Genomic DNA, 23009 nt, shown 5'->3' on the forward strand with positions numbered 1-23009 from the left:
GCAACAAGATGACTGCCATCAACGCCGGTGATACTGCCTTCGTGCTGGTCTGCACGGCCCTCGTCATGATGATGACGCCTGCGTTGGCGCTGTTCTATGGGGGGCTGGTGAGAGATCGAGACGTGCTTTCGATCATGATCCAGAATTTTGTCTGCATCGGCGTAGTCGGCATCATCTGGGTGTTCGGCGGGTTCAGCCTGGCGTTCGGCCCATCGCTGGGCGGGATGATCGGCAATATCGGCACATACTTCGGCATGTATCATGTGGGCGTTGAACCCAATGCGAACTATGCCGGCGACGTGCCCTTCATCCTCGTGTTCGGCTACCAGATGATGTTCGCCATCATCACCCCGGCGCTGATGACGGGGGCGTTTGTGGGACGCATCCGGTTCGCAGCCTATCTGTGGTTCGTCGCCCTCTGGACCATCATCGTCTATCTGCCCGTGGCGCACTGGATCTGGGGCGGCGGGTTCCTGTCGCGTCTCGGGGTAGTGGACTTTGCCGGCGGCATCGTGATCCATGCCTCGGCCGGCGTTTCGGCGCTGGTGACCGCACGCTACCTCGGCAAGCGCGCCGTGGCGGAAGGCGCCTCGGCCCCGGCCAGCCTGCCGCTGGTTGCCCTAGGCGCAGGTCTGCTGTGGTTCGGCTGGTTCGGCTTCAATGCCGGTGGCGCCTACGCAGCCGATGCGCTGGCGGCCTACGCTTTCACCAACACCATGCTGGCCGGCTCAGTCGCCATGCTGGTGTGGATGTTCTGGGAATGGCGCGAAACCGGGCACCCGACCTTCTCGGGCCTCCTCGTTGGTGCCGTCACCGGTCTGGCAACGATCACGCCTGCCTCGGGCTATGTGGAGCCCATGGCCGCCCTGCTGATCGGCGCCGTAGGCGCCACCGCCTGCTACTACGCCAAATATATCCAGTCCTGGCTCAAGGTCGACGACACACTGGAAGTTTTCCAGGCGCATGGCGTGGGCGGCATCACCGGCTCGCTTCTGATCGGGCTGCTCGCGAGCCCTCACATCAATGCCGTTTCGGCCGGACCGCGCCAACTGCTGGTTCAGGCCTTGGGCATCCTGATCGTCGTGATCTATGCGGCCGTGGTCACCAGCATCATCCTCCGCCTGATCGACCGCTTCGGCAAGCTGCGTGTGCCAGAAGAGGTGCAACGGCAAGGGCTGGATGAACAGCTCTACGGCGAGCAGGCTTACAGCCTATGGAACATCAAATCGGGCACGGGCAACTAGGCGGCGCCAAGCGCTGCCGGGCAGTCGCTCCGGCAGCAAGCTCAACTCCGGTTAGATGGACCCAGACCGCCATGGACCTCACTATCCTGATCTTCCTTCTGGTCTACCTGGCCATGGCACTAGGGGGCCTGCCGGGCCTCAAGGTGGATCGCACTGGCGCGGCTATCATCGGCGCGCTCGCCATGATGACCGCGGGCAGTATTGACCCGAAGGCGGCTTGGGACTCCATCGATTATTCCAGCATCGGCATGCTCTTTGGCCTCATGGTGGTTTCCGCCGCCTTCGTGGTCTCCGGCTTTTACGGCTGGACCGCCCGGAAAGTTGCCGCCGCGTCTGTGTCGCCGGGGGCCTTGCTGGCGATCCTCATCGTGGTAGGTGGGCTGTTGGCGGCATTCCTGACCAATGACGTGGTGGCCGTCGCCATGACACCGCTGCTAATGTCCATCACCCTCAACCGCAAGCTTAATCCGATACCCTTTCTGCTGGGCTTCTGTTTTGCGGCCAATGCCGGCGCGTCCGGCACGATCATTGGCAGCCCCCAGAACATGATTGCCGCCCAAAAGCTGGACCTGTCATTCGCCGGCGTGTCTGAGATCACTGCGGTCCCTGCGCTCTTGTCATTGCCGATCATCTGGATCGTCGTGAGTTGGCTTTATCGCGGCCGTTGGCAACTCACTCAGTCCGCCGACAAGAAGCGGCCGGTGGACGAGCTTGCCAGCACGCCGTTCTCGGTGGGAGAAACGGCGAAGGCTGTGTTGATAGCGCTGGCCGTGGTGATCGCCTTCATCTTCAGTTCCTGGCCGCGCGAACTTATCGCGCTAACCGCTGCCGGTTTGCTCCTGCTGAGCCGGCGCGTTTCCTCCCGGGACATGCTCAAGGAGGTCGATGGCGACCTGCTTTTGCTGATCATGGGCTTGTTTGTCGTCAATGCCGCGGTGTCGGCCACCGGGCTCCCCCAAAGATTGCTCGCGCAGCTGGCTCATGGCGGCATCGATCTTGACCAGCCTTTCACCCTGTTCTGGGTCAGCAGCATCGTCAGCAACATTGTGGGAAACAACCCAGCCGTCATGATGCTGGTGCCTTACCTGCATTCAGAGGGGAACGCACAATACGGGGCCGCGCTGTCGTTGGGCACGCACTTCTCGAGCAATCTCGTGGTGTTCGGGAGCCTCGCCGGCATCATCATGGTGGAGCGCGCCAAGGATTATGGCTTCACGATTTCCTTTGCCGAGTTTTCCAAGGCGGGTGCGATCGTCACCGTGCTGACCATGGCCATGGCCGCGGCTTGGCTGTTGATTGTTTGACGGACCTTATCACTCGCCAGCTTCGACCTGGCGCAGGATCTCGGACATGATCTCAAGGGCATACCTAACTGGCTCGTCAGCAATGGCGAGTTCGGTCTCGTGCTCCTTGAGGCTGTCGTCAGCGGCCGAGGCGGGCAGATCGGCGGCGGTGCCTTCGCCCGCAATGATCGCCAAGCGGTCCTGTATCGCCGCAAGCTCCTGGAGTTCTGAGTCAGTGGGTCGGGTTTGGCGGAAGCTGTGCTCGAGCAGATGCGCCGCATGCGCGAGAAGATAGGCGCGCCTCAGAGGATTGCGGGTCTTGGCTTCAGCCGTGCCCATGGCCCAGAAACTGCGCATGGGATCATAGGCTTTCACCACATCGGCGAAGGCCTTGTCGACGGCGCCGGCGGCGGCGGTCATGGACTGATTTTGCTGGTCCGCCCCTATGTTGATGATCGCCGCCGTGAGCTGCTTGAGGGACAGATAAAGGCGGTTCATCGCTCGATCCGCCGTACTGGCCGTTCGGACCGGCAGCACAGCCAGCGCCGCAAAAATCCCCGCAGCCGCGCCGATCGCGGTTTCTTCCAAACGAAGAACGAGGAGTTCGGGCTTGAAGATGCCCACCAGGCCATAGATGAGCGAAATCGCCACGTTGATGCAGATATTCATCCCCACATAGGAGATCCGCGCCAGATAGAACGCACCGAATATGGAGATGCCGACCAGGGGAATGGTCAGGTAGAGATCGCCACGGACGAGCGTAGCGAGGCCGATACCCAGAACTATGCCGGCGAGAGTGCCCATGGCGCGGCTGATGCCCCGGACTGCCACGGCGCCCGCCGATTGGGTGTTCATGAAGATCAGGAATGCGGCCATGACTGCCCAGAACCAGCGGTCCGAGGAGATTAGTCGTCCGCCGACCATGGCAATCGCACAGGCTAGCGTCACCTGGATGGCGAGGCGAAACTGCGGGTCGTTGAGCCATTCGCCCCGCGCCGGCAGCGGTTTGGCCGGGGGCATGCGCGGAACCGAACTCGCGCCCTCGGGGAAGGAGGCCGGCAACTGGGCAACGGCGTCCTGCAACCGCTGCTCGGCCTCCTGCATCTCGTCCAGCTCGCGCTTGACACTCCCCGGATCCGCCTCCGGTCGGCGCAAGGCGCTGGCCGAGGACGCGTCCAGCGCCGTCTCGGTCGCCAGCTGCAAATCCAACAGCCGCAGCACGATGTCCGAGTTCCGCTCGGAGTGGGGCCCTTCCACCTTCAAGGGCAAGTAGTTCTGGCACATGCGAATGTCGCTGCGCAGCCAACCCGCGATCAGCAGGGCATCGTTCCAGCGCATGTCCTTCTGTGTAGCGCTGACCGCCCCGATTAGCTGCCGCAGCTGCTGGGATAGTGAAAGGGTACCAGCAACGACGCGGCGGAAGTCACGCGATGGCCTTTCCGGCACGACATAGTTGCGCACGAGATGAGCAACCACGCCGGAAACAAGCAGGGCGAGAGCGATTTCCACCAGATCGCGTTCCGGAGCCCTGAGGAAAGCGCCGACCACCCCGCACATGAAGGTGAACACGCCAACCGCCTGCCAGCGGGGACCAAAGCGGCGCGAATAGGTGGCAACGAAGATGACGATCAGGAGCCAGAGGTCGACCAGAACCAAGGAGCTCTCGACCAGCGATATGCCGGCAATGGCGATGAAACCGCCCAGCGCAGCATAGACCCGGGTTACGGCACGTTCCCCGATCGTGGGATCATTGATTTGGGCGGCCCCCTGGATCGCCGTGATCATGCCAAGCACATAGGATGGCGCGTTCATGGGGACCCAGCGACCCAAAACGAAAAGGGCGAGGCAGACTGCAGCGACGGTCAGCATGACGCGCACGCCCATGCGAAGTCCCACATGCCCGGGATCCGACGAAACGAGATATAATTTCAGCTTGGCAAGCGGGTCCATGGCATTGGTGCCGATCCAGGTAAGGAGCCACCCGTTGATCGATGGTGAACCGGGGTGTTGGCACCATACCGGTTCGCACGCGCCGCCGGTCACGAGCAGTTATCCGGTTCTGCCAGTCGTGGGGCTAATTATGCTCCGGGTCTATTTGTTGGCAAGCAGGCAGCCGAGATCGAACGGAGTCTACCCCAGTGGGCTCAATAGACACTTATGGCGTGCGGGTAATCGGCGGCGTGATTGGCGAAAAACTGGATTCAAGTTTGAGCCAACCGGCGGCTATTCCACTCGTCCGTCCAATACGCGGATGCGCCGCTTGCAGAGATCGGCGATGTTTTCGTCATGGGTAGAAATCAGGAAGGTGGTCTGCTCCTTTTCGTTGATTTCGCGGATCAACTCCATGACCTGCATGGCGGACTCCCGGTCGAGATTGCCGGTGGGTTCATCGGCCAGAACCAGTTCGGGCTGGTTCATGAGGGCGCGGGCGATGGCGACGCGCTGCTTTTGCCCGCCCGAGAGCTTGGTCGCGAGGAAATCCATGCGGCTCTCGAGCCCCACTCGAACCAGCAGGTCCCGGCCGCGCTGGCGGGCAGCGACCGTCTCTCGTCCAGCCTGCACCGCGGCGGGGAAGATGACGTTCTCGAGGGCGGTGAAGTCGGGCAGCAGGTGGTGGAACTGGAAGACAAAACCGATATGGCGGTTGCGGAACTCGGTGAGGTCCCGATCGCTGGCGCTGGTGAGATCCTCACCGAGCATTTCGTGTTGCCCGGAAGTGGGCTGCATCAGGGTGCCAAGGATGGTGAGGAGCGTGCTCTTGCCGGAGCCGGATGGGCCGAGCAGCGCCGACAACTCGCCGGTTTCCAGTTGCAGATTGACACCCTTGAGCACCCGGGTTGCGGCCTCGCCTTCGCCATAGGTCTTGACCAGGTCCCGAACTTCCAGGAGCGCACTCATTGGCCGATCACCGAGACGGGATCGACCCGGGCGGCGGCGCGGGCTGGCAGGATCGAAGCGACGATGGCGCCAATGGCGGTGAGGGCAATCGCAAGGCCATAGGCACCCTGGCGCACATCCACCGGCAAACCGCCGGGAGGCGCGAGTTCAGGCACGGGGAAGGGCGACAGCACGGCATAGCCAAGGCCGGCGCCGATCAGCCCGCCTAGAATGCCGATCAGCGCGCCCTGGGTGACGAAGACGAAGATGACGAAACCTCGGCTGGCACCCATCGCCCGCATAATGCCGATCTCGGGCCGGCGCCGATAAGTCGAGAGCAGCAGTGCGCTGGCCACGCCAATAACGATGGTGATCAAGGCGAAAGCCTTGATGAGATTGCCCGAACTGGCTTGCGCCCGAAGCCCGTCGAGCAATTGAGCATTGCCTTGCGTCCAAGGGGTCGCCTTTAGGCCCGTCTCGGCGGCGATCCGGGCAGCATAGGCATTGGCCTGGTTGAGATCGTCGAGCTTGATTTCGATGCGCGATATCCCCTGCGGCAGCTCAAAGAGGGTCCGGGCGGTGGAAAGGCCAATAATTGCTGTTCGGCGGTCGAGGCTTTCAACGCCCAGCTCGAAAATGCCGCTGATCACCAGCGGCCGCTCGACGCCGCGCTCGGATTCAAGCCGCACCACCTGGCCGATGCCGATGCCGAGATCATCGGCCAGCATGCTGCCGATGATGATGCCAGTATTGGTCAGATCGGTGCTGCCCTCGATCAGCGCGCCCCCGATATCGGCAATTGCCGAAACCTTGTTGGCTTCGACCCCGACCACGCTGACAGGAGCGGTGATGAGGCCGCGCACAAGGAAGCCGTTGCCTACGATCTGTTGGGACGTCGCGGTGATGCCGGTCATAGCCTCGATGGTGGGCAGGAACGCGTCGGCGGTGCGCAATTGCGCGCGCTGGCTGGTGGCACGCTGCTCCACCACCAATGGCCCGGCGACCTCGGGAACCAGCACGGCCGGGTTCCTGTCGGGCGCTTCGATGGTGACATGGGCGATGTCACCGACAGTGCGCTGCACCAGAAAGACAGCGAGCCCGCCAATCAGGGCGCTCATGAAAATGAAGACAAAGACCCCCACCGCAACGCCGGCAATCAAGAGGCTGGTTTGCGCCTTGCTGGCCGTCAGGTAGCGCAGGGCGATCTTGAGGCCATAAAGCATGGCACTACTCCGCGACTACGCTTTGACCGGGTTGCACCGCAGTGGGGTCGAGGATCACCTGATCCCCTTCATCGAGACCGGCGGTGACGATGACCCGTTGGGCAGGCCAATCGGAAAACTCGATCGGGCGCACCATTGCGACGCCATCTTCCAACACCAGCACATGGCTGTCGGTGCCTTCGGTCACAATGGCGCCGCGGGGAACGGTCAGGGCGGCATCGGTTTCCGACACGATGATATTGGCGTTGATGGTCAGGCCCACCGGCAGCTCCACCGGTTGGTCGAATGCGAGCTTGATTGGACGGCCGCCGGTCGCCGGGTCAACGGTTGGGGAGGCAAAAACGACACTGCCATGCTGGGGCACGGTATCGCCGACGGGTTTGAGCAGTGCCTTGAGCCCGCTTCTGATCCGAGAGGAGTAGAGCTCGTCGATATCGGTTTCGACCTGCAAGTCGGCGATATCGGCGATGATGAACAGCTCGGTTTGCGGATCAACCAATTGGCCCCGATCCACATTGCGATCCAGCACCGTGCCCGTTAGCGGCGCCACGATCGTGTATTGCTTGAGCTGACTTTGCGCCTGTTCCAGCGCGGCCTGCAGGCGGGCGACCTCATTGGTCGCGGCCGAAAGCGCCAGTTCGGCGTCCTCCCGGGCCGAGCGGGTGGCATTTTCGCCCAAGGCAATCGCCCGATCTGCATTGGCTTTGGCTTGGGCCTGGCTGACCATCCCCGCATCAAGCGCCGCCTGCGCCTGGCCCACGAGGGTTTGGGGCTGGCTGGTCTCGAGTTGCACCAAGACATCGCCGGCCGCCACCAGATCGCCTTCACTGGCCAGAACCTCAACCGCCAAGGCAGACACTGCCGAGCGCACGGTGACCGTTTCGCGCGCGACGACACGCCCATTGACGGCGAGCACCTGGGAGAACGGCCCCATGGCGAGGTTTTCTACCGCGACTGGGGCGGGCTTTGGCTCCCAGGGACGCGCGAGAGCCGCATAGAGGCCAACTGCGAGCACCGCGACGACGAGGAGCACCTGCCACCAGGACCAGCGGCGCTTGCGATCAGGCTTGTCTGCTGGGGTCGGGGCAGCCATTTATGGTCTCAACTGATATTGGAAGTCCAATGCGTTACCACATCGTTCTGCGGCGGCGAATTAGGCAGGCGCAACCTGGACGGAAAGCCCCGACCTGAGATCACACGAGGCTTGCAGAGCTACGGTGCCCGCCATCAGTTAGTTGCATTGGCGGGCGAGTCTGCCGGCGCTCGTACCGGTGATGCGATGCGTCAAGCGGAGCGGATCACGAGCGCCCGGGATCACACCGGTCCGGCACCCGTGCGTCCCAGCTAGCCGCCGAGGAACTCCATCTCGGTGCGCAGATCGACGTCTGCTCCGGCGCCGAGCAGGACCGAGGCGAGGATGCGGGCTTTGACGCCGTTGAGGTCGCCTGCAAAGATCACGCCGGCATCAAACAAATCCTTGCCCCCGCCATTGCCGTAAACCGGCTTCACCCGTCCGCGGGGACAGCGCGAGGTAAGGATCACCGGTGTTCCTCCTGCAACGATCTGCGCGGCGGCCTGGGCGATGGCGGGGGTCGCATTGCCGACACCAAAGCCTTCGAGGATGATGGCCTTGCAGCCATTATCGGCGACATAGCGGATATATCGATCCGTCGCGCCCATGGTGAGCTTGATCAGCTCAATATCAGGCTCGACCGAAGTGGGCGCATAGGAGCGGCGCAGCGTTGGCCGCCGCTGGACCACGACGTGCTGACCATCGACTTCGCCCAGCTTGCCATGTTCGCCCGACATGAAAGTGTCAACGCGTGAGGTGTGGGTCTTGGTGACGTCTCGCGCGGCGTGGAATTCCCCCTCAAAGCAGATGGTGGCGCCCAGACCACTGGCGGCGGGCGCGGCGGCAAGCCGGACGGCGTCGGCGATGTTGCGTGGACCATCGGTATCGGGCTGGTCGGCCGCGCGCTGCGCGCCGGTGAACACCACCGGCTTGTCCGAGGCGAGCAGCAGGTCGGCCATGTAAGCGCTTTCTTCCATCGTGTCGGTGCCGTGGGTCACGACAACGCCATCGCAGGCCGGGTCGGCCAAGCGCTCATTGATGCGCTGGGCGAGCGCAAAGGCGAGCGGAAGATCAAAGGCGTAGCTGCCGACATTGCAAAAATCGTCGACCTGCAGATCTATGCCGTCGAGCGGATCACGCAGGGTGGCGCGCAAATCGGCTGCATTGATGCTTGCTGTCACATCACCTGTTGCCGCGTTCCGGCGCGACGCAATCGTGCCGCCCGTGGTGATCAAGCAAACCGCACTCATCGGGCAAACACTTCTCCGCACCAAATAGCCGAGCCAACATATACACCGATGTCACTGGCCGGGCATTAATGTTTGCCGCCTGCCAAAGCCTAAACTTTGTCGCGCTTTGCCCGGATTTCATAGCGATCTTGCTGTTTCCCCGGAAAGACTGGCCTGTATACTCCATCCCAACTGGACCGTTGAAGCACTTGGAACTGCATCTGGGAAGGATAGGACATGGCTAAGGAAATCTTCGTTTCCTATGGGATCGACGTGGATGCCGTTGCAGGTTGGCTCGGCTCGTATGGCGGCGAAGACAGCCCTTGCGATATTTCGCGCGGCGCCTTTGCCGGCCATGTCGGGGCACCCCGCCTGCTGCGCATGTTCGAGAAATGGGGCATCAAGACCACCTGGTTTATTCCGGGCCACTCCATCGAGTCCTTCCGGGCGGAAATGAAGGCCGTGGCCGATGCGGGCCATGAAGTGGGCATGCATGGCTATAGCCACGAAAACCCGATCGCCATGACCCCCGAGCAGGAGGAAGCGATCTTCGACAAATGCGTGGCTCTCATCACCGAACTGACGGGCAAGCCGCCCCGCGGCTATGTGGCGCCGTGGTGGGAGTTCGGCTCCAAAACCAACGAGCTGCTCAAACAGAAGGGCATCCTTTACGACCACTCCCTGATGCACAACGACCACCACCCCTATTATGTGACGGTGGGGGACCAGTGGACCAAGATCGACTATTCTCAGCACCCCTCGACCTGGATGAAGCCCTATACGCAAGGCGAAGAGACCGATCTCATCGAGATTCCGGCCTCCTGGTACCTCGACGATCTGCCGCCGATGATGTTCATCAAGGCTTCGCCCAACAGCCATGGCTTTGTGAACCCGCGCGATATCGAGGAGATGTGGCGCGACCAGTTCGACTGGGTCTACGAGAACTATGATTATGCGGTGTTTCCGCTGACCATCCATCCCGATGTGTCGGGCAAGCCGCATGTGCTCAAGATGCATGAGCGGTTGTTCAACTACATGAAGGGCTTTGAGGGCGTAAAGTTCGTGCCCATGGAGGAGATTGCGGCCGATTTCGCCCAGCGCTACCCCAAGAGCGGCACGGCGCGGCCGCAATCCTGATCGGCGGGGAAAAGGAGAGGCGGCATGTGCGGATTATGCGGCGTGCTCAATCATGCCGACCACTGGACCAGCGGGCCCGGTGAAGCCTCGGGTGCAACCCGGCCCGCAGCGGATCGGCACCTGCGGGCCGTGGCGGCCAACGACGTGCTGGCACTGTTCGGCCTCAAGCTCGAGAGCTGGGCGGGGCGCTATACGCTGCGCAGCCGAACCGGCAAGATGGCGGTGGTCGACAATCTGGGCGCCGTGTGGGTTGAGGCCGAGAAGTTGATCGGGCGGCCCTGCGATCCGCTCGACCCGGCGGTGCTGGCACAACTGGAGGCGAAGGGGCGATGAGCGGCGTTCGGGAGCCGGTGGTCGCCCATCTCATCACCGGCTTTCTGGGGGCGGGGAAGACGTCGCTGCTCAACCGGCTGCTGGCGCAACCGGCGCTGGCCGACACCGCCGTCATCATTAACGAGTTCGGCGCGGTGGGGATCGATCATCTGCTGGTGCAGCCGGTTGATGATGGTGTGGTGCTGCTCAAAAGCGGCTGCATCTGTTGCACTATCCGGGTCGACCTCAAGAACACCATCCTGTCGCTGTTCGAGCGGGTGCGGCGGGGCGAGATCAGCCCGTTCAGCCGGCTCGTGATCGAGACCACGGGACTGGCCGATCCCGCGCCGATCATCGCGACACTCAGCGCCGACCTGATGCTGAAATATCATCTGCGGCTGGGCAATGTCATAACCGTGGTGGATGTGCCCAATGGGATGGGGAATCTTGCGGGCTTTGCGGAGTCCCGGCGCCAGGTGGCGGTCGCCGACCATATCATCATCAGCAAGGGTGACCTGGCGGACGCGGCGGCATTGACGGACCTGCGGCAGCAACTCGCCCGTAACAACGGGGCCGCCAATGTCGTGGTGCTCGACGAAATGGGGGAGCCAGCTCAAGCTTTGCTGCTCGATACGCTCAACGACCCCGCCAGCCGGGTGGCAACTGTAGCGCCCTGGCTCGGCGTTGATGGAGGTCAGGATCACGGACACGAGGCGGGTCAGCACGGCAGTATCGGCACCTTTGTGCTGGAGGCCGATCAGGCGATTGCCTGGCCACGCTTTGCCCTATGGCTCTCCATGTTGATCCATAGCCATGGGCGCAAGATCTTGCGGCTCAAGGGGCTGATCGACATTGAGGGGGCGGAAACGCCGGTGGTCGTCCATGGCGTGCAGCACCTCATCCACAAGCCGCTGCATCTACCCGCCTGGCCCGATGGTGTCAGGCGGACCCGGATTGTCGTGATCGGGGAGGGGCTGGATCGCAACGTCATGCAGCGTTCCCTCGCAGCGTTCTGCCTGCCAAAGCAAGAGGAGCAGCCGGAACAGGCGGCGCAATAGCACCGAAGAAATCGAGGCTTCTTTGCTTATTTCCACTAACCGGCCAATAGGCACGATCAGCTTTGGAGCAAGACGCAAGAGCCCGGCAATGGAATGGTGAGAGCACCAAGAGAGTGTTCGCGAGGTAGCAAATGTCTTCCGACTTTTGGGAGTTCCTGTGGCTGATCCTCTGGAGCTTTTTCCTGATCTCGTACCTGATGGTGCTGTTCCAGATCATCGCCGACATCTTTCGGGACCGCGACCTCAGCGGCTTTGCCAAGGCCGTCTGGATCATCGCGCTGCTGATCTTTCCAGTACTAACGGCGCTGGTTTACCTGGTGGTGCGCGGCAGCGGCATGACGATCCGCCGCAATCAGGACTTGCAGCGCATGAGCGAAGAAACGGAGAACTATATCCGCTCGGTTGCCGGGCGTTCTCCCGCCACCGAAATCGCCGATGCGCATGCCCTGCGGGAAGCGGGCGTTATATCGGAAGACGAGTTCAGCCGCATCAAGTCCAAGGCGCTGGCCTAGTCCGGCAGATCACGCCGCTTCCTCGGCAACGAGATGGCCGTGCCCCACATCGCGCCAGTTGACCGGCGGCGGCTCGTAGCCAAGGGGGCGGACAGGACTGGGCAGATCGCCAAAGGGCAGATACAGCCGCCGCTCGCGGGCCGGGTCGGGGATCGGCACCGCCGACAGCAGGCGCCTGGTATAGGCGTGCTGGGGGTTCTCGAAGATCTGCGCCCGCGTGCCGATCTCGACGAAGCGGCCCAGATACATCACGGCGACGCGGTGGCTGATCTGCTCGACGACGGCCATGTCGTGCGAGATGAAAAGATAGGCGATGCCGAACCGGCTTTGCAGATCCTGCAGCAGATCGAGCACCTGCGCCTGGACCGAAACATCAAGCGCTGAAACGCTTTCGTCGGCAATGATCACCTTGGGCTGCAGCGACAGGGCGCGGGCAATGCAGATGCGCTGGCGCTGGCCACCCGAAAATTCATGCGGATAGCGGCGCAGGGCGTCGCGCGGCAGGCCGACCTGGTCAAAAAGCTCGGCGGCGCGGTCCTGGAGTTCGCTGCCTTGCGCCAGCCCATGGATATGGAGCGGCTCAATTACGAGGTCACCGACCCGCATGCGCGGATCAAGCGAGGCATAGGGATCCTGGAAGATCATCTGGATGTCGCGGCGCACCGGCTTCATCTCGCGAGCAGACAGCCCTTTGAGATTGGAGCCATTGACGACGACGTCGCCGCGGAAGGGCACGAGATTGGCCAAGGCCTTGCCGGTGGTGGACTTGCCGCAACCGCTTTCGCCGACAAGGGACAGCGTTTCCCCCGCATCGAGCCCGAAGGAGATGCCTTCGACGGCGTGGACGCGTTGCCCCGCGCGGCCAAAGAGGCCAGAATGAATGTCAAAGCGGACGGTTAGGTCCTTTACCTCAACGACTCTGCCAGCGGGTTGAATCAGTTTCTCAGCTGGCGCCGGAGCCGAGGCGCGCTTGGGGGTTGTGGTGCCGGTCATCTCGCCAAGGCGCGGCACGGCGGCAAGCAGGGCGCGGGTATAGTCCGCCTGGGGCGACGAGAAGATCTGGCCCACCGGGCCGCTTTCTACCATCACGCCCTTGCGCATCACCAGCACGTCGTCGGCCATTTCGGCGACGACGCCCATATCGTGGGTGATGAGGATGATAGCCGTCCCGGTCTCGGCCTGCAGCTTGCGCAAGAGGGCAAGGATTTGCGCCTGGACAGTGACGTCGAGGGCGGTGGTGGGCTCGTCGGCGATGATGAGGTCGGGGCTTTGGGCCAGCGCCATGGCGATCATCACGCGCTGGCGCATGCCGCCGGAGAGCTCGAACGGATGCTGCTTGAGCCGGCGGGCGGGTTCGGGAATCTGCACTTGGTCGAGCAGTTCGCGCGCCCGGTGGGCGGTGTCGGCGGCGCTCAGGCGCTGATGGGCATTGATGGCCTCGCCCAGCTGCTGCCCGACGGTCTGGATCGGGTTGAGAGAGGTCATGGGTTCCTGAAAGATCATGCCGAGGCGCCGGCCCCGGACCTGGCGGATCTGTTCAGGTGTTAGTTTAAGCAGATCCTGGCCGTCGAGGAGAGCGGTGCCGCTGCTGACCCGCAGGCCGGGGCCGAGCAGGCGCATCAGCGACAATGCCGTCAGCGATTTGCCCGAGCCGCTTTCCCCGGCAATGCAGAGGGTCTTGCCGCGCTCGCGGGTGAACGAGAGCCCATCCACCAGCCGCGTCGGGTGGGGCCCCGCGGTTTCAATCACCAGATTGGACAGGGCAAGCAGCGGCGCCGCCATGGCTAGGCTCTCCCCCGGAAGGGGAGAGCGCAAGCCTTGGTCGCCACGATGGCTGGGCAGGGGGTCACTCAAAGACGATCCTGGGGAAGTAGAAGGAAACGACCCAGTTGGGCATGTCGACGATCTCGGAAATGCGCAGATCGCCACAAACCGAGCAGAGCATGTAAGCATCCTCGGCACTGATGCCGTGCAGCTTGCCCAGCAGCTCCACCATGTCGCCGACGGCGGCGCGGGCCCCGGTCATCAGGTCGGGTCCGATGCCGGTGGTGACCTCAAAGCCCTCGGTGTCGAGATGGCTGGTGACCGGGCCCGGGGTTGTGAAGCGCGGGAAGGCAAGATTGGCGCCCTTGATCAGCTCGAACTTGAGCGCGATGTTCATCTGGCTCTCGATCGCGGTGCCGCAGACTTCGCCATCGCCTTGGGCGGCATGGGTGTCGCCCACCGAGAACAGCGCGCCTTCCACCTCGACCGGCAGGTAGAGAACGGTGCCAGTGCTGAGATCGCGGATGTCCAGATTGCCACCCATCCGGCGAGGCGGGACCACGGAATGAGTGCCCGCCTCGGCGGGCGCCACCCCGATCGTGCCCGGGAAGGCCTTGAGCGGCACCTTGCCCTTGTCGGAATACAAGGTGGGGCTCATGGAGGCGGCATCATATTTCCAGAGCAGGAGCGCCGGATCGGTGAACTGATCGGCAAGGAGCCCGAAGCCGGGGATGTTGGCCGTCCAGCCAAAGCCCGAGGGCTGGAAGCCATCAATGGTGATCTTGAGCGCATCGCCGGGCTGGGCGCCATCGACCAGGATGGGGCCGGTGACGGGATTGACCTTCGAGAAGTCAAGCGTGGGGACATCGGCCACGGTGCTGTCGGGGGTAAAATGACCCGAGCCGCTGTCGTGACACTCGAACAGAACAGTTGAACCGGGCGCCACCGTTTGCACGGGCGGGATCGAACGATCCCACCCGAAATGATGATGCGCGCGGTGAATGGTGTAGTCGCAGTTACTGCACATCTTTGGCAAACACGTGATCGTAGTGGACGGGGATGTGGACGGGGTCGACGAAGATGGCGTCGGGGCCGCCGAGGCGTTCGGAGCGAAGGGTGAAGCGCTGCTCGTTGAAGACGGGCACCCAGGGGGCGTCCTCCATCACGCCGAGGAATACGTCGCGCCACATCTGCTCGCGCTCGGCCTGCCGGGCTGGGTCGGTCACGGAGTCGGCGGCAACGGCCTGGACGTCGAGGTCCTCGTTGCAGTATTTGGACCAGTTCCAGCCGCCTTCAACCGCGCCGGCGCAGCCAAGGATCGGGCCATAGAAGTTGGAGGGATCGGGGAAGTCGGCAATCCAGGCCATGCCGCCCGACCAGATCATCGGGGCCGAGCCATTGCCGCCGGCTTCGATAACATTGGCCTGGGCGAGGGAGCTGATTTCGGCCGTGATGCCGATGGCGGCTAGGTCCTGCTGGATGGCCTGGGCGATGCGCGGATTGGGATCGGTGTTGTAGACAAAGAGCTCGGTGGCAAAGCCATCGGGATGGCCGGCCTCGGCCAGCAGCGCCTTGGCCGCTTCCGGATCATAAGCATAGCCCTCATAGTCCGGCGCATAGCCGGGCATGGTCGGGGGCAGGGGCTGGTTGGCGGGAACGGCCCGGCCATTGATCACACGAACAATGCGATCCTTGTTGATCGCCATGTTGACGGCCTGGCGCACCTTGAGGTCGTCAAAGGGCGGCTGGGTGACGTTGAGGGTGATGTAGCCGGTGTGGAGCTGGCCGCCTTCAACGATGAGGCCCTCATAATCCGGGTTCTGGCTGACCTGGACGAACTGGGCGGGCGGAATGCCGTCGCCGGGCATGTCGATCTCGCCGTTCTGGAAGCGCAGAAGCGCCACGCTGGGCTCGACGCCGACCTCGAAGGTAATCTGGTCGAGTTTGGGCAGACCCGGCTCCCAGTAATCGGCGTTGCGCTCGAAGACAAGGCGCTGGCCCAGCGTCCATTCCGCCAGCTTGAAGGCGCCGGTGCCGACGGGGTGGGTGGCGAAATCGGCGCCCCATTCCTCTACCGCTTCCTTGGGGACAATGGACGCGAAGTTGAGTGCCATGACATGGAGAAAGGTCGCGTCGGGGCGGGTGAGCTTGACCGAGACCGTGAGCGGATCAACCACCATAACGCCCAAAAGCTCGGTCGCTTCGCCCGCAGCCATCGCATCAAAGCCCTCGATGGAGGCAAAGAAGCCGGCTCCGGGGCTCTGGGTGGCGGGAGCGGTGACGCGCTCGAAGGAGTATTTCACGTCATCGGCGGTCATCTCGCGGCCGTTGTGGAATTTGACGCCGGGGCGCAGCTTGAAGGTATAGGTCAGCTGGTCGGGGGAAAGCTCATAGCTTTCCGCGAGGCCCTGGCTCAGGGTCGAAGTGCCCGGCTCGTAATCCATTAGGCCATCAAAGAGCGACTTGATCATGGACCAGTTCTGCCAGTCATAGCCGATGGCGGGATCGAGCGTCGCCACGTCGTTTTGATAGGTGACGATCATGGCGCCACCCTGCTTGGCGTCCTGCGCCATTGTGGGTGAGGCGGCGAGAAGGACGGCGAAGGCGACCCCCGCCAGCAGTGATTTGCGCATCTTGTGGTTTCTCCCTTGAACGGCGTTTGTTTGAACGGACATTTGGATCCTCGCTCAGCGCAGCTTGATGCGGGGATCGATGAAGGGGGCGGCGAGGTCGGCGAGCAGATTGCCGATGACGATGGCGCAGGCGGAAACCAGCGTCACCCCCATGATGATGGGGATGTCGACGCGCTGGATCGCCTGCCAGGCGAGCTGGCCGATGCCGGGCCAGCTAAAGACGCTTTCCACCACGACGATGCCGGACATGAAGATACCGATATCGATGCCGATCATGGCGAGGATCGGCAGGATGGCGTTCGGGACGGCGTGGCGCAGCAGCACCTGGTGGCGCTTGATGCCCTTGGCCTCGGCGGTACGGATGAAATCCTGGCGCAGCACCTCGATCATGGAGGAGCGCATCATCCGGGCGTACCAGCCGGCGCCGAGCAGCCCAAGGGTCAGGGACGGCAGCACCAGATGCTGGAAGGTGCCGTAGCCGCCGATGGGGAACCATCCCAGCTGCACGGCGAATACATAAAGCAGCAGGATGCCGGCGACGAACTGCGGTGCTGACACGCCGACGAAGGACGCCACCATGAGGGCATTGTCGAAGGCGGAACCGCGCCGCACTGCCGCCAGCACGCCCAACGTGAGGCCGATCACCAGCTCGCAAAAAATGCCGCCGGCCATCAGCAGGAGGCTCGCCGGCAAGCGCGAGGCGATGAGGTCGGCCACTTCGGTGCGCTGCAGATAGGAGCGGCCGAGGTCGCCCTGCAGCAGGCCGGTGAGATAGCGCCAGTATTGCTCGTAAACGGGCCGGTCGAGGCCCAGTTGCTGGCGAATGCTTTCCACCGTTTCGGCGGTGGCGCTGCGGCCGGCGATCTGGCGCACGGGATCGGCGGGGAGGAGATAAAGCAGGGCATAGGTGATGAGGCTGATGCCAAAGAGGATCAGCACGGCCTGGAGCAGACGCCGGAGCACATAAAGGGTCATGGCTGGCGCCCCCGCGAGGTGGGATCGAGAATGTCGCGCAGCGCATCGCCGACAAGGTTGAAGCCCAGGGCCAGGAGGATGATGGCAAAGCCGGGGATGAAGACGAGCCAGGGCGCGGAGGCGAAATAGCTCTGGTTCTCGAAGATGATGTTGCCCCAGGAGGGGGTGGGCGGCCGCACCCCGACACCCAGAAAGCTCAGCGTGGCTTCGAGCAGCACGGTGGTGGAGATCCCCAGCGTCGCCCAGACGATGATGGTGGACACGAGATGGGGCAGGATGTGGCGGAAGAGGATGAGGGCCGAGCCGGCACCCAGCGAGCGTTCGGCGGTGATGAAGTCGCGTTCCGCCAGCGAGCTGGTTTCGGCGTAAAGGACGCGCGCCACCTGCACCCAGTTGACCATGGCGATGACGATGGCGACGATCCAGAGGCTCGGGCGGAAGATCGCCGCGAGCACGATGGCGAGGAGCAGGGCGGGAAAGCTCATCATCAGATCGGTGAAGCGCATAAGGACGGTGCCGATGATGCCGCGGAAATAACCGGCGGTGATTCCGACCAGCGCGCCGATGGTCACGGCAATGCCGTTGGCGACGACCCCGATGGTGAGCGACGTCTGGGCGCCATAGATCAGCCGGCTGAGGAGATCGCGGCCGAGGAGATCCGTGCCGAACCAGAACTGCGCATTGGGCGGCAACGGGGCGCCTTCGATGGTGAGGCCCTCGAAAAACTGCTCGCCCGGATCATAGGGGGCGACCAATGGGGCAAGGACCGCGGCTGCGACGACGAGGGTGATGATGAGGAGGCCGATCACCGCGAGCGGGCGATGGAGCAATTGGGACAGCACCGAAGCGGGCTTGACCGGCGCGGCGGGAACGCCGCCGGGCGCCAGTTCAGGCGCGAGAACGTCGGTCATTGTGCTCCCCTTCCTGGTGCACCAAGCGGGCAGCCATGATCTCGATGGTGACGCGCTCGCTCATCGCCATCTGGCGCAAGATGTCATAGGCCGCACTGGCCGTGCCGGCGCCTGCGGCCATCAGCTGCGCGGTGGCTTCCGCCACCACCTGGCGGCCGGCGAGCTGGTCGCGTAGCCCCGACAGTTCGGCCTGGAGCGCGGTGCGCTGCCGGAAGGCCGATGTGGCGATCACCAGTGCCGCATAGATGCCGCCACTGCCCACCGGCTTGAGCAGATGCGCATCGGCGCCTTGCCGGAGAGCCCAAGCGAGCCGCCCGGGCGCTTCCGAGCCAATGAGGGCAATGGTGGGCATGGGCGCGGTGCCGGCAGGCCAGGGGAACTGGCCGTCGTGGCCCATATCGGCGTCGAAAAACAGCAGGTCGGCGGGGGCAGTGGCGGAGTCGGAGGGCAGTTCGGGCCAGCACAGGGTTGGCCGGATGCCCAGCTGTTCGAGCTGGCGCACAATGGCGTCGACCACGGCATGCGGGCGGTGCAGGATCGCGGCGCGCTGGCCGACGAAATTGGGGGTGAGATCGGCCGTTCTCATTTCACCACTCGCAAATTGCTGCCGGCGCGCACCCGGTCCGCGGCGGAAACGACGAGGCTGGTATGGGCGAGATAGGGGTCGGGTGCGATCGGCTCGTCGCGCTGCTCGATGATGGCGAGCGCGCCGCTGGCGGTGACCCGGGCGATGTGAGGGGTGAGAACGGCATGGTTGTTGGCAGCCATGATTTGCAGCGGCCCCAGGGGGGTGGAGGGCGTGGCCTGGTTAAGCGAGGCGAGCACGGATCTGCCGTCCTCCGTTTCCGCTGCAAGGAGGCCGGCGACGAGCAGCTGGACGGCGCTATAGGCCTGGGCGAAGAAGGCCGAGACCGGCTGGCTGGTGGCGTCGAGCTGACCGAGGAAATGCTGGTTGGCTGATGTCCGCAGGGCCTGGAAGTAGGGGGCGATCGTGTAGAGCCCCGCGGCCTTGTGGCCGAGCAGCGCCGCTTCCCCTTCGGCCAGATTGCAGCTCACCACCGGGCGCTTCTCCATGGAGAAATCGGGATCGGCCTCACCCAGGGCATGATACGCCTCGAGGAACGAATAGGAAGATGGACCGATCAGCGTATTGAGCACGAAGTCGGGGCGCTTGAGACGGATGTCCCGCAGGATATGGCCGAGATCAGCGTCGCCGAGAGGCGCATAGCGTTCACCCGCAACTGAGCCCCCGGACTGCTCGATGATGTCGCGGGCGATGCGGTTGGTTTCCCAGCCCCAGATATAATTGGAGCCCACAAGATAGCCGTTGTTGCCGAAGCGGGGCAGGATGTGCTGCAGCAGCGGCAGGATGTGCTGGTTGGGGCAGGCGCCGAGATAGACCACCTGCTCGTTGCACTCGAAGCCTTCATAAGGGCAGGGGTACCAGAGGGTTGCGTCGTGCTTTTCGAGCACGGGGATAACTTCCTTGCGGCTCCATGAAGTGGTGCAGCCAATGATATGGCGGGCGCCGGTTGCAATGATCTCCGCCGCCATGCCGGCATAGCGCTCGGTGATGCCATGCGGATCGCGATGCTCGGCTAGAATGCGGAAGGGCAGGGTGCCGCTGGCATTAAGCGCCTGGACGGCGAGCTGCGCCCCGGCAAGGCCTTCGCGCCCGAGCGCCGCATAGGCGCCGGTGGTGGAGAACAGTAGGCCAACTGTCACAGTTTGTTCGAGAACGGACAAACCAGGCTCCAAAACAAAAAAGCCCCACCCGGCGGCCAGATGGTCGTCCGAATGGGGCGCAAATGCCCGCAAGGCTTATGTTCTTGGCAGTGCAGCACCGGCTTGGAGCCAAGTCAATCAGAATCGGCCTTCGTGTTGGGCAAGAAGTTGCGGTGCCGAACCATTGGGCAGAGTGCTCACATTGTGGCGGCAGCGAGCTGACGCGCCTGCACTAAAAGCCGCACCGGCCTTGGGCCGTGCGGGTATGGGGCAGGCGGGCATCGCAGCAAGAACTGCGACATGGGGCGAAGTTCGCCTCGGTGCCGGTCGTCCGGCGGGAAATAGAAGGTGAAGCAAGCTTCGCCCCATGTTCTATCGGAGACTCTTCGGTGAGGACCGTCCGTGGCTAGACCCGTGCCAAACGCCAGAAGCCCTGGGGCTTCATGGACCGGGGGATGAAATCGGTCCCGGATCATCCTCGTCCCGAAGGAATTTGGGCGACCCCAAACCCATCCGATATTCCCGCACCGACCGTTCGTCGCGACCGCGCAGCTTGCCCGGGAACAAGGGGATTGTGCCTGAGGTTTTCGGGGGCGGGGATAAGTTTTGGGGGTGGTGATGGCCGCCCTCGTGGTTCGAGGCTGCGCTACGCTTCGCAACTCACCATGAGGGCTCCCGCGCATTTCCGCGCATTTTGGACCTCCGGAGCCCTTGTGGTGGGGTGCACAGCGGAGCCTCGAATTCCGGAGGGCGGCGCGCGGATGCCGGCTGCGCGAATGGAAGTGGAAACCATGGTTAAACAAACTTGTCCCGGCAGGGGGTTCGTTTCCCGCCCTCGCGCGTAACCCTTCAGAGCTGGCCAGCCTTTGAAGCTGCGGGCCGCCGCAGTGTTGGCCCGGAGGGGTGGACGCATGGACTATCCTGCTCCAGCACGATCCAGACCCGACGAGCGCCGGGCGCAGCGGCGGTATCTCGCCCTGGCCGTGATGGTGGGGATTATCGCGGGGACGATCGGGTCGATGTTCCACCTCGCGATCAATGCCCTGCTGCAATGGCCCGCGCAGCTGCGCCAAATTGTGGACGGGCCGCTGCTGGTACTCGCGGCAGCGCTGATCACCATGACAGTAACGGTGGCAGCTGTGGCGCTCGTGCGCCATTGGGCGCCCGAGGCCAGCGGCAGCGGTGTCCAGGAAGTGGAAGGGGCGATGGATGGCCTGCGCGAGATCCACTGGACGCGAGTGCTGCCGATCAAGTTTTTCGCCGGTGCGGCGGCGATCGGCTCGGGGCTGGTGCTGGGACGCGAAGGGCCGACCATCCACATCGGCGCGTCGGTGGCGGCGATGGTCTCGGCGCGCTTCGGGCTGACGGCCACGGAGCGCAGCGGCTTGCTGGCGGCGGGCGCGGCCGCGGGCTTGGCTTGTGCCTTCAATTCGCCGATTGCCGCGGTTTTGTTCGTGATCGAGGAAATGCGGCGGCAATTTCCCTATCGCTACAGCACCTATATGGGCGTGATCATTGCCGCGCTGCTCGCCACCGTGGTGACCCAATGGATCGGCGGCGCTGCCCCGGACCTTGTGCTCGCTGCGCCGGAAGTGCCGTTGCCCATGCTGCCCTTGTTCGTGCTGCTCGGCTGTGTGCTTGGTGGTGTGGGCGTCGCGCTCAACGCTTGCATCCTCAAGGCCCTGGCTTTTGCCGGAGCAGCGCAGGAACGGGCGCCCTATCTGTACCCGGCCGTGGTCGGGCTGCTGGTTGGGGCGCTGCTGGCCCTGTCTCCACAAACGGTGACGGGCGGAGAAGCGCTGATCCCGGCACTGGTGCGTGAGCAGCCCGGCGTGGTGGTGCTGCTGGCCCTGGCGGCCGCGCGGTTCTGCACCACGGTCGGTAGCTATTCAACGGGCGTGCCGGGTGGGATCTTCGCGCCGATCCTGTCGCTGGCGGGATGCGTTGGGCTGGCCTTCGCCGCCCTTGCCAGTGCTGCAATGCCCGATGCCGGCGTGGTGCCGGCGGCCTTTGCCATTGCCGCAATGGGCGGACTTTTCACCGCCTCGGTCCGCGCGCCGATGGTGGGGGTGGTGTTGACGCTCGAACTTACCGGTGCCTACGGCGCGACGGTGCCGCTGCTGACCACCTGCCTTGCAGCCAATCTGGCTGCGCAGTGGTTAGGCGGCCGACCGATCTACGAGCAGTTGCTGGAGCGCACGCTCACGCTGGCCGGCATCAAAGCACCGGCAAAGCCGGCCAATGATGGATAACGGCGACGCCGGGGTGATGGCCCGGCGCAAGGGCTTGCCGAAAAGCGCTTTTGCCGGGCTGATTACCGGCTCTGCATTGTGGCCCCGGGGCCGCCGGCAGCTAAAGGGCGACGCCGAAGAGCCAGCCGGCAGCCGAGGTGATCACCATCGCGAGCGCCCCCCAGCCGACCACCCGGACCATGGGCATGAAGATCGGGGTTTTGCCGGCCCAGGCACCAAGCCCTCCCAGAAGAGCGAGCCCTGCCAGCGTTACCGCATACAGCGGCAGCAGGGTTTGACCGGCAGCGGCGAAATAGGCTGTGGCAACGGGGATGATGGCGCCGGCGGCAAAACTGGCGGCAGAAGCAGCGGCGGCCTGCACCGGGCGAGCCAGGGTGCCCTGATCGATGCCGAGTTCCTCGCGGGCATGCACGGCCAGCGCGTCGTGTTGCATCATCTGCGTGGCGACGGTGCGGGCCAGGGCTTCATCAAGCCCGCGCGACGCATAGATGGCAGTGAGCTCGTTGAGTTCACCTTCGGGGTCGGCTTGGAGTTCCTGGGTTTCGCGGGCAAGGTCCGAGCGCTCGGCGTCGCGTTGCGAACTGACCGAAACATATTCGCCTGCCGCCATCGACAAAGCGCCCGAGATCGCCCCGGCCAGTCCGGCGAGGAGGATAGCGGTCCTGTCGCCCGAGCCGGCGGCCACACCGGCAACGAGGCTAGCCGTTGAAAGCAGTCCGTCATTGGCGCCCAGAACTGCGGCACGCAGCCAGCCGATCCGATTGGTAACATGGTCTTCCCGATGCGCGGCCATGAGGGTTCC

20 protein-coding genes are annotated in these 23009 nt (G+C 63.8%); 7 read left to right on the forward strand and 13 right to left on the reverse strand.

The features are described 5' to 3' along the window. Positions 1–8 precede the first annotated feature (8 nt). Positions 9–1244 (forward strand): ammonium transporter, encoded by a 1236-nt coding sequence (locus HRU92_RS05395; RefSeq protein ID WP_173087776.1) that lies wholly within the window; start codon positions 9–11, stop codon positions 1242–1244. Positions 1245–1315: 71 nt separating this feature from the next. After that, entirely contained in the window at positions 1316–2548 is a 1233-nt protein-coding gene (locus HRU92_RS05400) for an SLC13 family permease (RefSeq protein ID WP_173087778.1), read from the forward strand. Positions 2549–2557: 9 nt separating this feature from the next. Here the strand turns inward: HRU92_RS05400 and HRU92_RS05405 are convergent, their stop codons facing one another. The 5 genes from HRU92_RS05405 to HRU92_RS05425 all read right to left on the reverse strand — a co-directional run bounded on the left by HRU92_RS05405 (position 2558) and on the right by HRU92_RS05425 (position 8949). Next, the gene (locus HRU92_RS05405; RefSeq protein WP_173087780.1) at positions 2558–4477 is read right to left on the reverse strand and encodes an FUSC family protein; all 1920 of its coding nucleotides are present in this window, start codon (positions 4475–4477) and stop codon (positions 2558–2560) included. Between the two features lie 273 nt (positions 4478–4750). Further along, the gene (locus HRU92_RS05410) at positions 4751–5425 is read right to left on the reverse strand and encodes an ABC transporter ATP-binding protein (RefSeq protein WP_173087782.1); all 675 of its coding nucleotides are present in this window, start codon (positions 5423–5425) and stop codon (positions 4751–4753) included. Continuing rightward, positions 5422–6627, reverse strand: coding sequence for an FtsX-like permease family protein (locus tag HRU92_RS05415; protein ID WP_172123262.1), 1206 nt, complete (start codon positions 6625–6627; stop codon positions 5422–5424). The genes HRU92_RS05410 and HRU92_RS05415 overlap by 4 nt, the downstream gene beginning before the upstream one ends. A gap of 4 nt (positions 6628–6631) precedes the next feature. Continuing rightward, positions 6632–7720, reverse strand: a complete 1089-nt coding sequence (locus HRU92_RS05420; protein ID WP_127752989.1) for an efflux RND transporter periplasmic adaptor subunit — start codon at positions 7718–7720, stop codon at positions 6632–6634. Between the two features lie 251 nt (positions 7721–7971). After that, positions 7972–8949 carry an asparaginase gene (locus HRU92_RS05425; RefSeq protein ID WP_172123263.1) on the reverse strand — a complete coding sequence of 326 codons (978 nt, stop codon included), beginning with the start codon at positions 8947–8949 and terminating at the stop codon, positions 7972–7974. Positions 8950–9165: 216 nt separating this feature from the next. Between HRU92_RS05425 and HRU92_RS05430 the strand changes: the two genes are divergently transcribed. The 4 genes from HRU92_RS05430 (at position 9166) to HRU92_RS05445 (ending at position 11947) form a co-directional block, all read left to right on the forward strand. Next, a complete protein-coding gene (locus HRU92_RS05430) occupies positions 9166–10065 on the forward strand; it encodes a polysaccharide deacetylase (protein ID WP_127752991.1) in 900 nt (299 codons plus the stop codon). A gap of 24 nt (positions 10066–10089) precedes the next feature. Continuing rightward, positions 10090–10398 (forward strand): hypothetical protein, encoded by a 309-nt coding sequence (locus HRU92_RS05435; RefSeq protein WP_172123264.1) that lies wholly within the window; start codon positions 10090–10092, stop codon positions 10396–10398. Beyond that, on the forward strand, positions 10395–11435 hold the full coding sequence (locus HRU92_RS05440; RefSeq protein WP_172123265.1) for a GTP-binding protein: 1041 nt from the start codon (positions 10395–10397) through the stop codon (positions 11433–11435). Before HRU92_RS05435 ends, HRU92_RS05440 begins: the two co-directional genes overlap by 4 nt. 131 nt (positions 11436–11566) lie before the next feature. Continuing rightward, positions 11567–11947: a PLDc N-terminal domain-containing protein gene (locus HRU92_RS05445; RefSeq protein WP_172123266.1), complete on the forward strand. Its 381-nt coding sequence runs from the start codon at positions 11567–11569 to the stop codon at positions 11945–11947. A 9-nt stretch (positions 11948–11956) separates the two neighbouring features. Here the strand turns inward: HRU92_RS05445 and HRU92_RS20485 are convergent, their stop codons facing one another. From HRU92_RS20485 to HRU92_RS05480, 7 genes are all read right to left on the reverse strand, one after another. Beyond that, positions 11957–13729 carry an ABC transporter ATP-binding protein gene (locus HRU92_RS20485; RefSeq protein ID WP_248306962.1) on the reverse strand — a complete coding sequence of 591 codons (1773 nt, stop codon included), beginning with the start codon at positions 13727–13729 and terminating at the stop codon, positions 11957–11959. A gap of 64 nt (positions 13730–13793) precedes the next feature. Next, positions 13794–14738: an acetamidase/formamidase family protein gene (locus HRU92_RS05455; protein WP_172123267.1), complete on the reverse strand. Its 945-nt coding sequence runs from the start codon at positions 14736–14738 to the stop codon at positions 13794–13796. Continuing rightward, complete coding sequence (locus tag HRU92_RS05460; protein ID WP_172123268.1) at positions 14728–16344, reverse strand: ABC transporter substrate-binding protein; 1617 nt, start codon at positions 16342–16344, stop codon at positions 14728–14730. Before HRU92_RS05460 ends, HRU92_RS05455 begins: the two co-directional genes overlap by 11 nt. A 54-nt stretch (positions 16345–16398) precedes the next feature. Beyond that, complete coding sequence (locus tag HRU92_RS05465) at positions 16399–17319, reverse strand: ABC transporter permease (RefSeq protein ID WP_172123269.1); 921 nt, start codon at positions 17317–17319, stop codon at positions 16399–16401. After that, the gene (locus HRU92_RS05470) at positions 17316–18230 is read right to left on the reverse strand and encodes an ABC transporter permease (protein WP_172123270.1); all 915 of its coding nucleotides are present in this window, start codon (positions 18228–18230) and stop codon (positions 17316–17318) included. The genes HRU92_RS05465 and HRU92_RS05470 overlap by 4 nt, the downstream gene beginning before the upstream one ends. Beyond that, positions 18208–18816, reverse strand: coding sequence for an ANTAR domain-containing protein (locus HRU92_RS05475; RefSeq protein ID WP_172123271.1), 609 nt, complete (start codon positions 18814–18816; stop codon positions 18208–18210). Before HRU92_RS05475 ends, HRU92_RS05470 begins: the two co-directional genes overlap by 23 nt. Further along, positions 18813–19976 carry a transporter substrate-binding protein gene (locus tag HRU92_RS05480; RefSeq protein WP_210259489.1) on the reverse strand — a complete coding sequence of 388 codons (1164 nt, stop codon included), beginning with the start codon at positions 19974–19976 and terminating at the stop codon, positions 18813–18815. The genes HRU92_RS05475 and HRU92_RS05480 overlap by 4 nt, the downstream gene beginning before the upstream one ends. Before the next feature lie 890 nt (positions 19977–20866). Here HRU92_RS05480 and clcA point away from each other — a divergent pair. Beyond that, positions 20867–22207: a H(+)/Cl(-) exchange transporter ClcA gene (clcA, locus tag HRU92_RS05485; RefSeq protein ID WP_172123272.1), complete on the forward strand. Its 1341-nt coding sequence runs from the start codon at positions 20867–20869 to the stop codon at positions 22205–22207. A 100-nt stretch (positions 22208–22307) separates the two neighbouring features. On the opposite strand, the gene HRU92_RS05490 is transcribed toward clcA, so the two are convergent. Beyond that, positions 22308–23000 (reverse strand): VIT family protein, encoded by a 693-nt coding sequence (locus HRU92_RS05490; RefSeq protein ID WP_127753001.1) that lies wholly within the window; start codon positions 22998–23000, stop codon positions 22308–22310. Between the last annotated feature and the right edge of the window lie 9 nt (positions 23001–23009).

The sequence above is a fragment of the Devosia sp. 1635 genome (genome assembly GCF_013185955.1).
Lineage (GTDB): Bacteria > Pseudomonadota > Alphaproteobacteria > Rhizobiales > Devosiaceae > Devosia.

What these genes read in the sequence shown, in the direction of transcription:
- HRU92_RS05395 (WP_173087776.1), top strand. Translation starts at nt 9, where the DNA reads ATGACTGCCATCAACGCCGGTGATACTGCCTTCGTGCTGGTCTGCACG.
- HRU92_RS05400 (WP_173087778.1), top strand. Translation starts at nt 1,316, where the DNA reads ATGGACCTCACTATCCTGATCTTCCTTCTGGTCTACCTGGCCATGGCA.
- HRU92_RS05405 (WP_173087780.1), bottom strand. Translation starts at nt 4,477, where the DNA reads ATGGACCCGCTTGCCAAGCTGAAATTATATCTCGTTTCGTCGGATCCC.
- HRU92_RS05410 (WP_173087782.1), bottom strand. Translation starts at nt 5,425, where the DNA reads ATGAGTGCGCTCCTGGAAGTTCGGGACCTGGTCAAGACCTATGGCGAA.
- HRU92_RS05415 (WP_172123262.1), bottom strand. Translation starts at nt 6,627, where the DNA reads ATGCTTTATGGCCTCAAGATCGCCCTGCGCTACCTGACGGCCAGCAAG.
- HRU92_RS05420 (WP_127752989.1), bottom strand. Translation starts at nt 7,720, where the DNA reads ATGGCTGCCCCGACCCCAGCAGACAAGCCTGATCGCAAGCGCCGCTGG.
- HRU92_RS05425 (WP_172123263.1), bottom strand. Translation starts at nt 8,949, where the DNA reads ATGAGTGCGGTTTGCTTGATCACCACGGGCGGCACGATTGCGTCGCGC.
- HRU92_RS05430 (WP_127752991.1), top strand. Translation starts at nt 9,166, where the DNA reads ATGGCTAAGGAAATCTTCGTTTCCTATGGGATCGACGTGGATGCCGTT.
- HRU92_RS05435 (WP_172123264.1), top strand. Translation starts at nt 10,090, where the DNA reads ATGTGCGGATTATGCGGCGTGCTCAATCATGCCGACCACTGGACCAGC.
- HRU92_RS05440 (WP_172123265.1), top strand. Translation starts at nt 10,395, where the DNA reads ATGAGCGGCGTTCGGGAGCCGGTGGTCGCCCATCTCATCACCGGCTTT.
- HRU92_RS05445 (WP_172123266.1), top strand. Translation starts at nt 11,567, where the DNA reads ATGTCTTCCGACTTTTGGGAGTTCCTGTGGCTGATCCTCTGGAGCTTT.
- HRU92_RS20485 (WP_248306962.1), bottom strand. Translation starts at nt 13,729, where the DNA reads ATGGCGGCGCCGCTGCTTGCCCTGTCCAATCTGGTGATTGAAACCGCG.
- HRU92_RS05455 (WP_172123267.1), bottom strand. Translation starts at nt 14,738, where the DNA reads ATGTGCAGTAACTGCGACTACACCATTCACCGCGCGCATCATCATTTC.
- HRU92_RS05460 (WP_172123268.1), bottom strand. Translation starts at nt 16,344, where the DNA reads ATGCGCAAATCACTGCTGGCGGGGGTCGCCTTCGCCGTCCTTCTCGCC.
- HRU92_RS05465 (WP_172123269.1), bottom strand. Translation starts at nt 17,319, where the DNA reads ATGACCCTTTATGTGCTCCGGCGTCTGCTCCAGGCCGTGCTGATCCTC.
- HRU92_RS05470 (WP_172123270.1), bottom strand. Translation starts at nt 18,230, where the DNA reads ATGACCGACGTTCTCGCGCCTGAACTGGCGCCCGGCGGCGTTCCCGCC.
- HRU92_RS05475 (WP_172123271.1), bottom strand. Translation starts at nt 18,816, where the DNA reads ATGAGAACGGCCGATCTCACCCCCAATTTCGTCGGCCAGCGCGCCGCG.
- clcA (WP_172123272.1), top strand. Translation starts at nt 20,867, where the DNA reads ATGGACTATCCTGCTCCAGCACGATCCAGACCCGACGAGCGCCGGGCG.
- HRU92_RS05490 (WP_127753001.1), bottom strand. Translation starts at nt 23,000, where the DNA reads ATGGCCGCGCATCGGGAAGACCATGTTACCAATCGGATCGGCTGGCTG.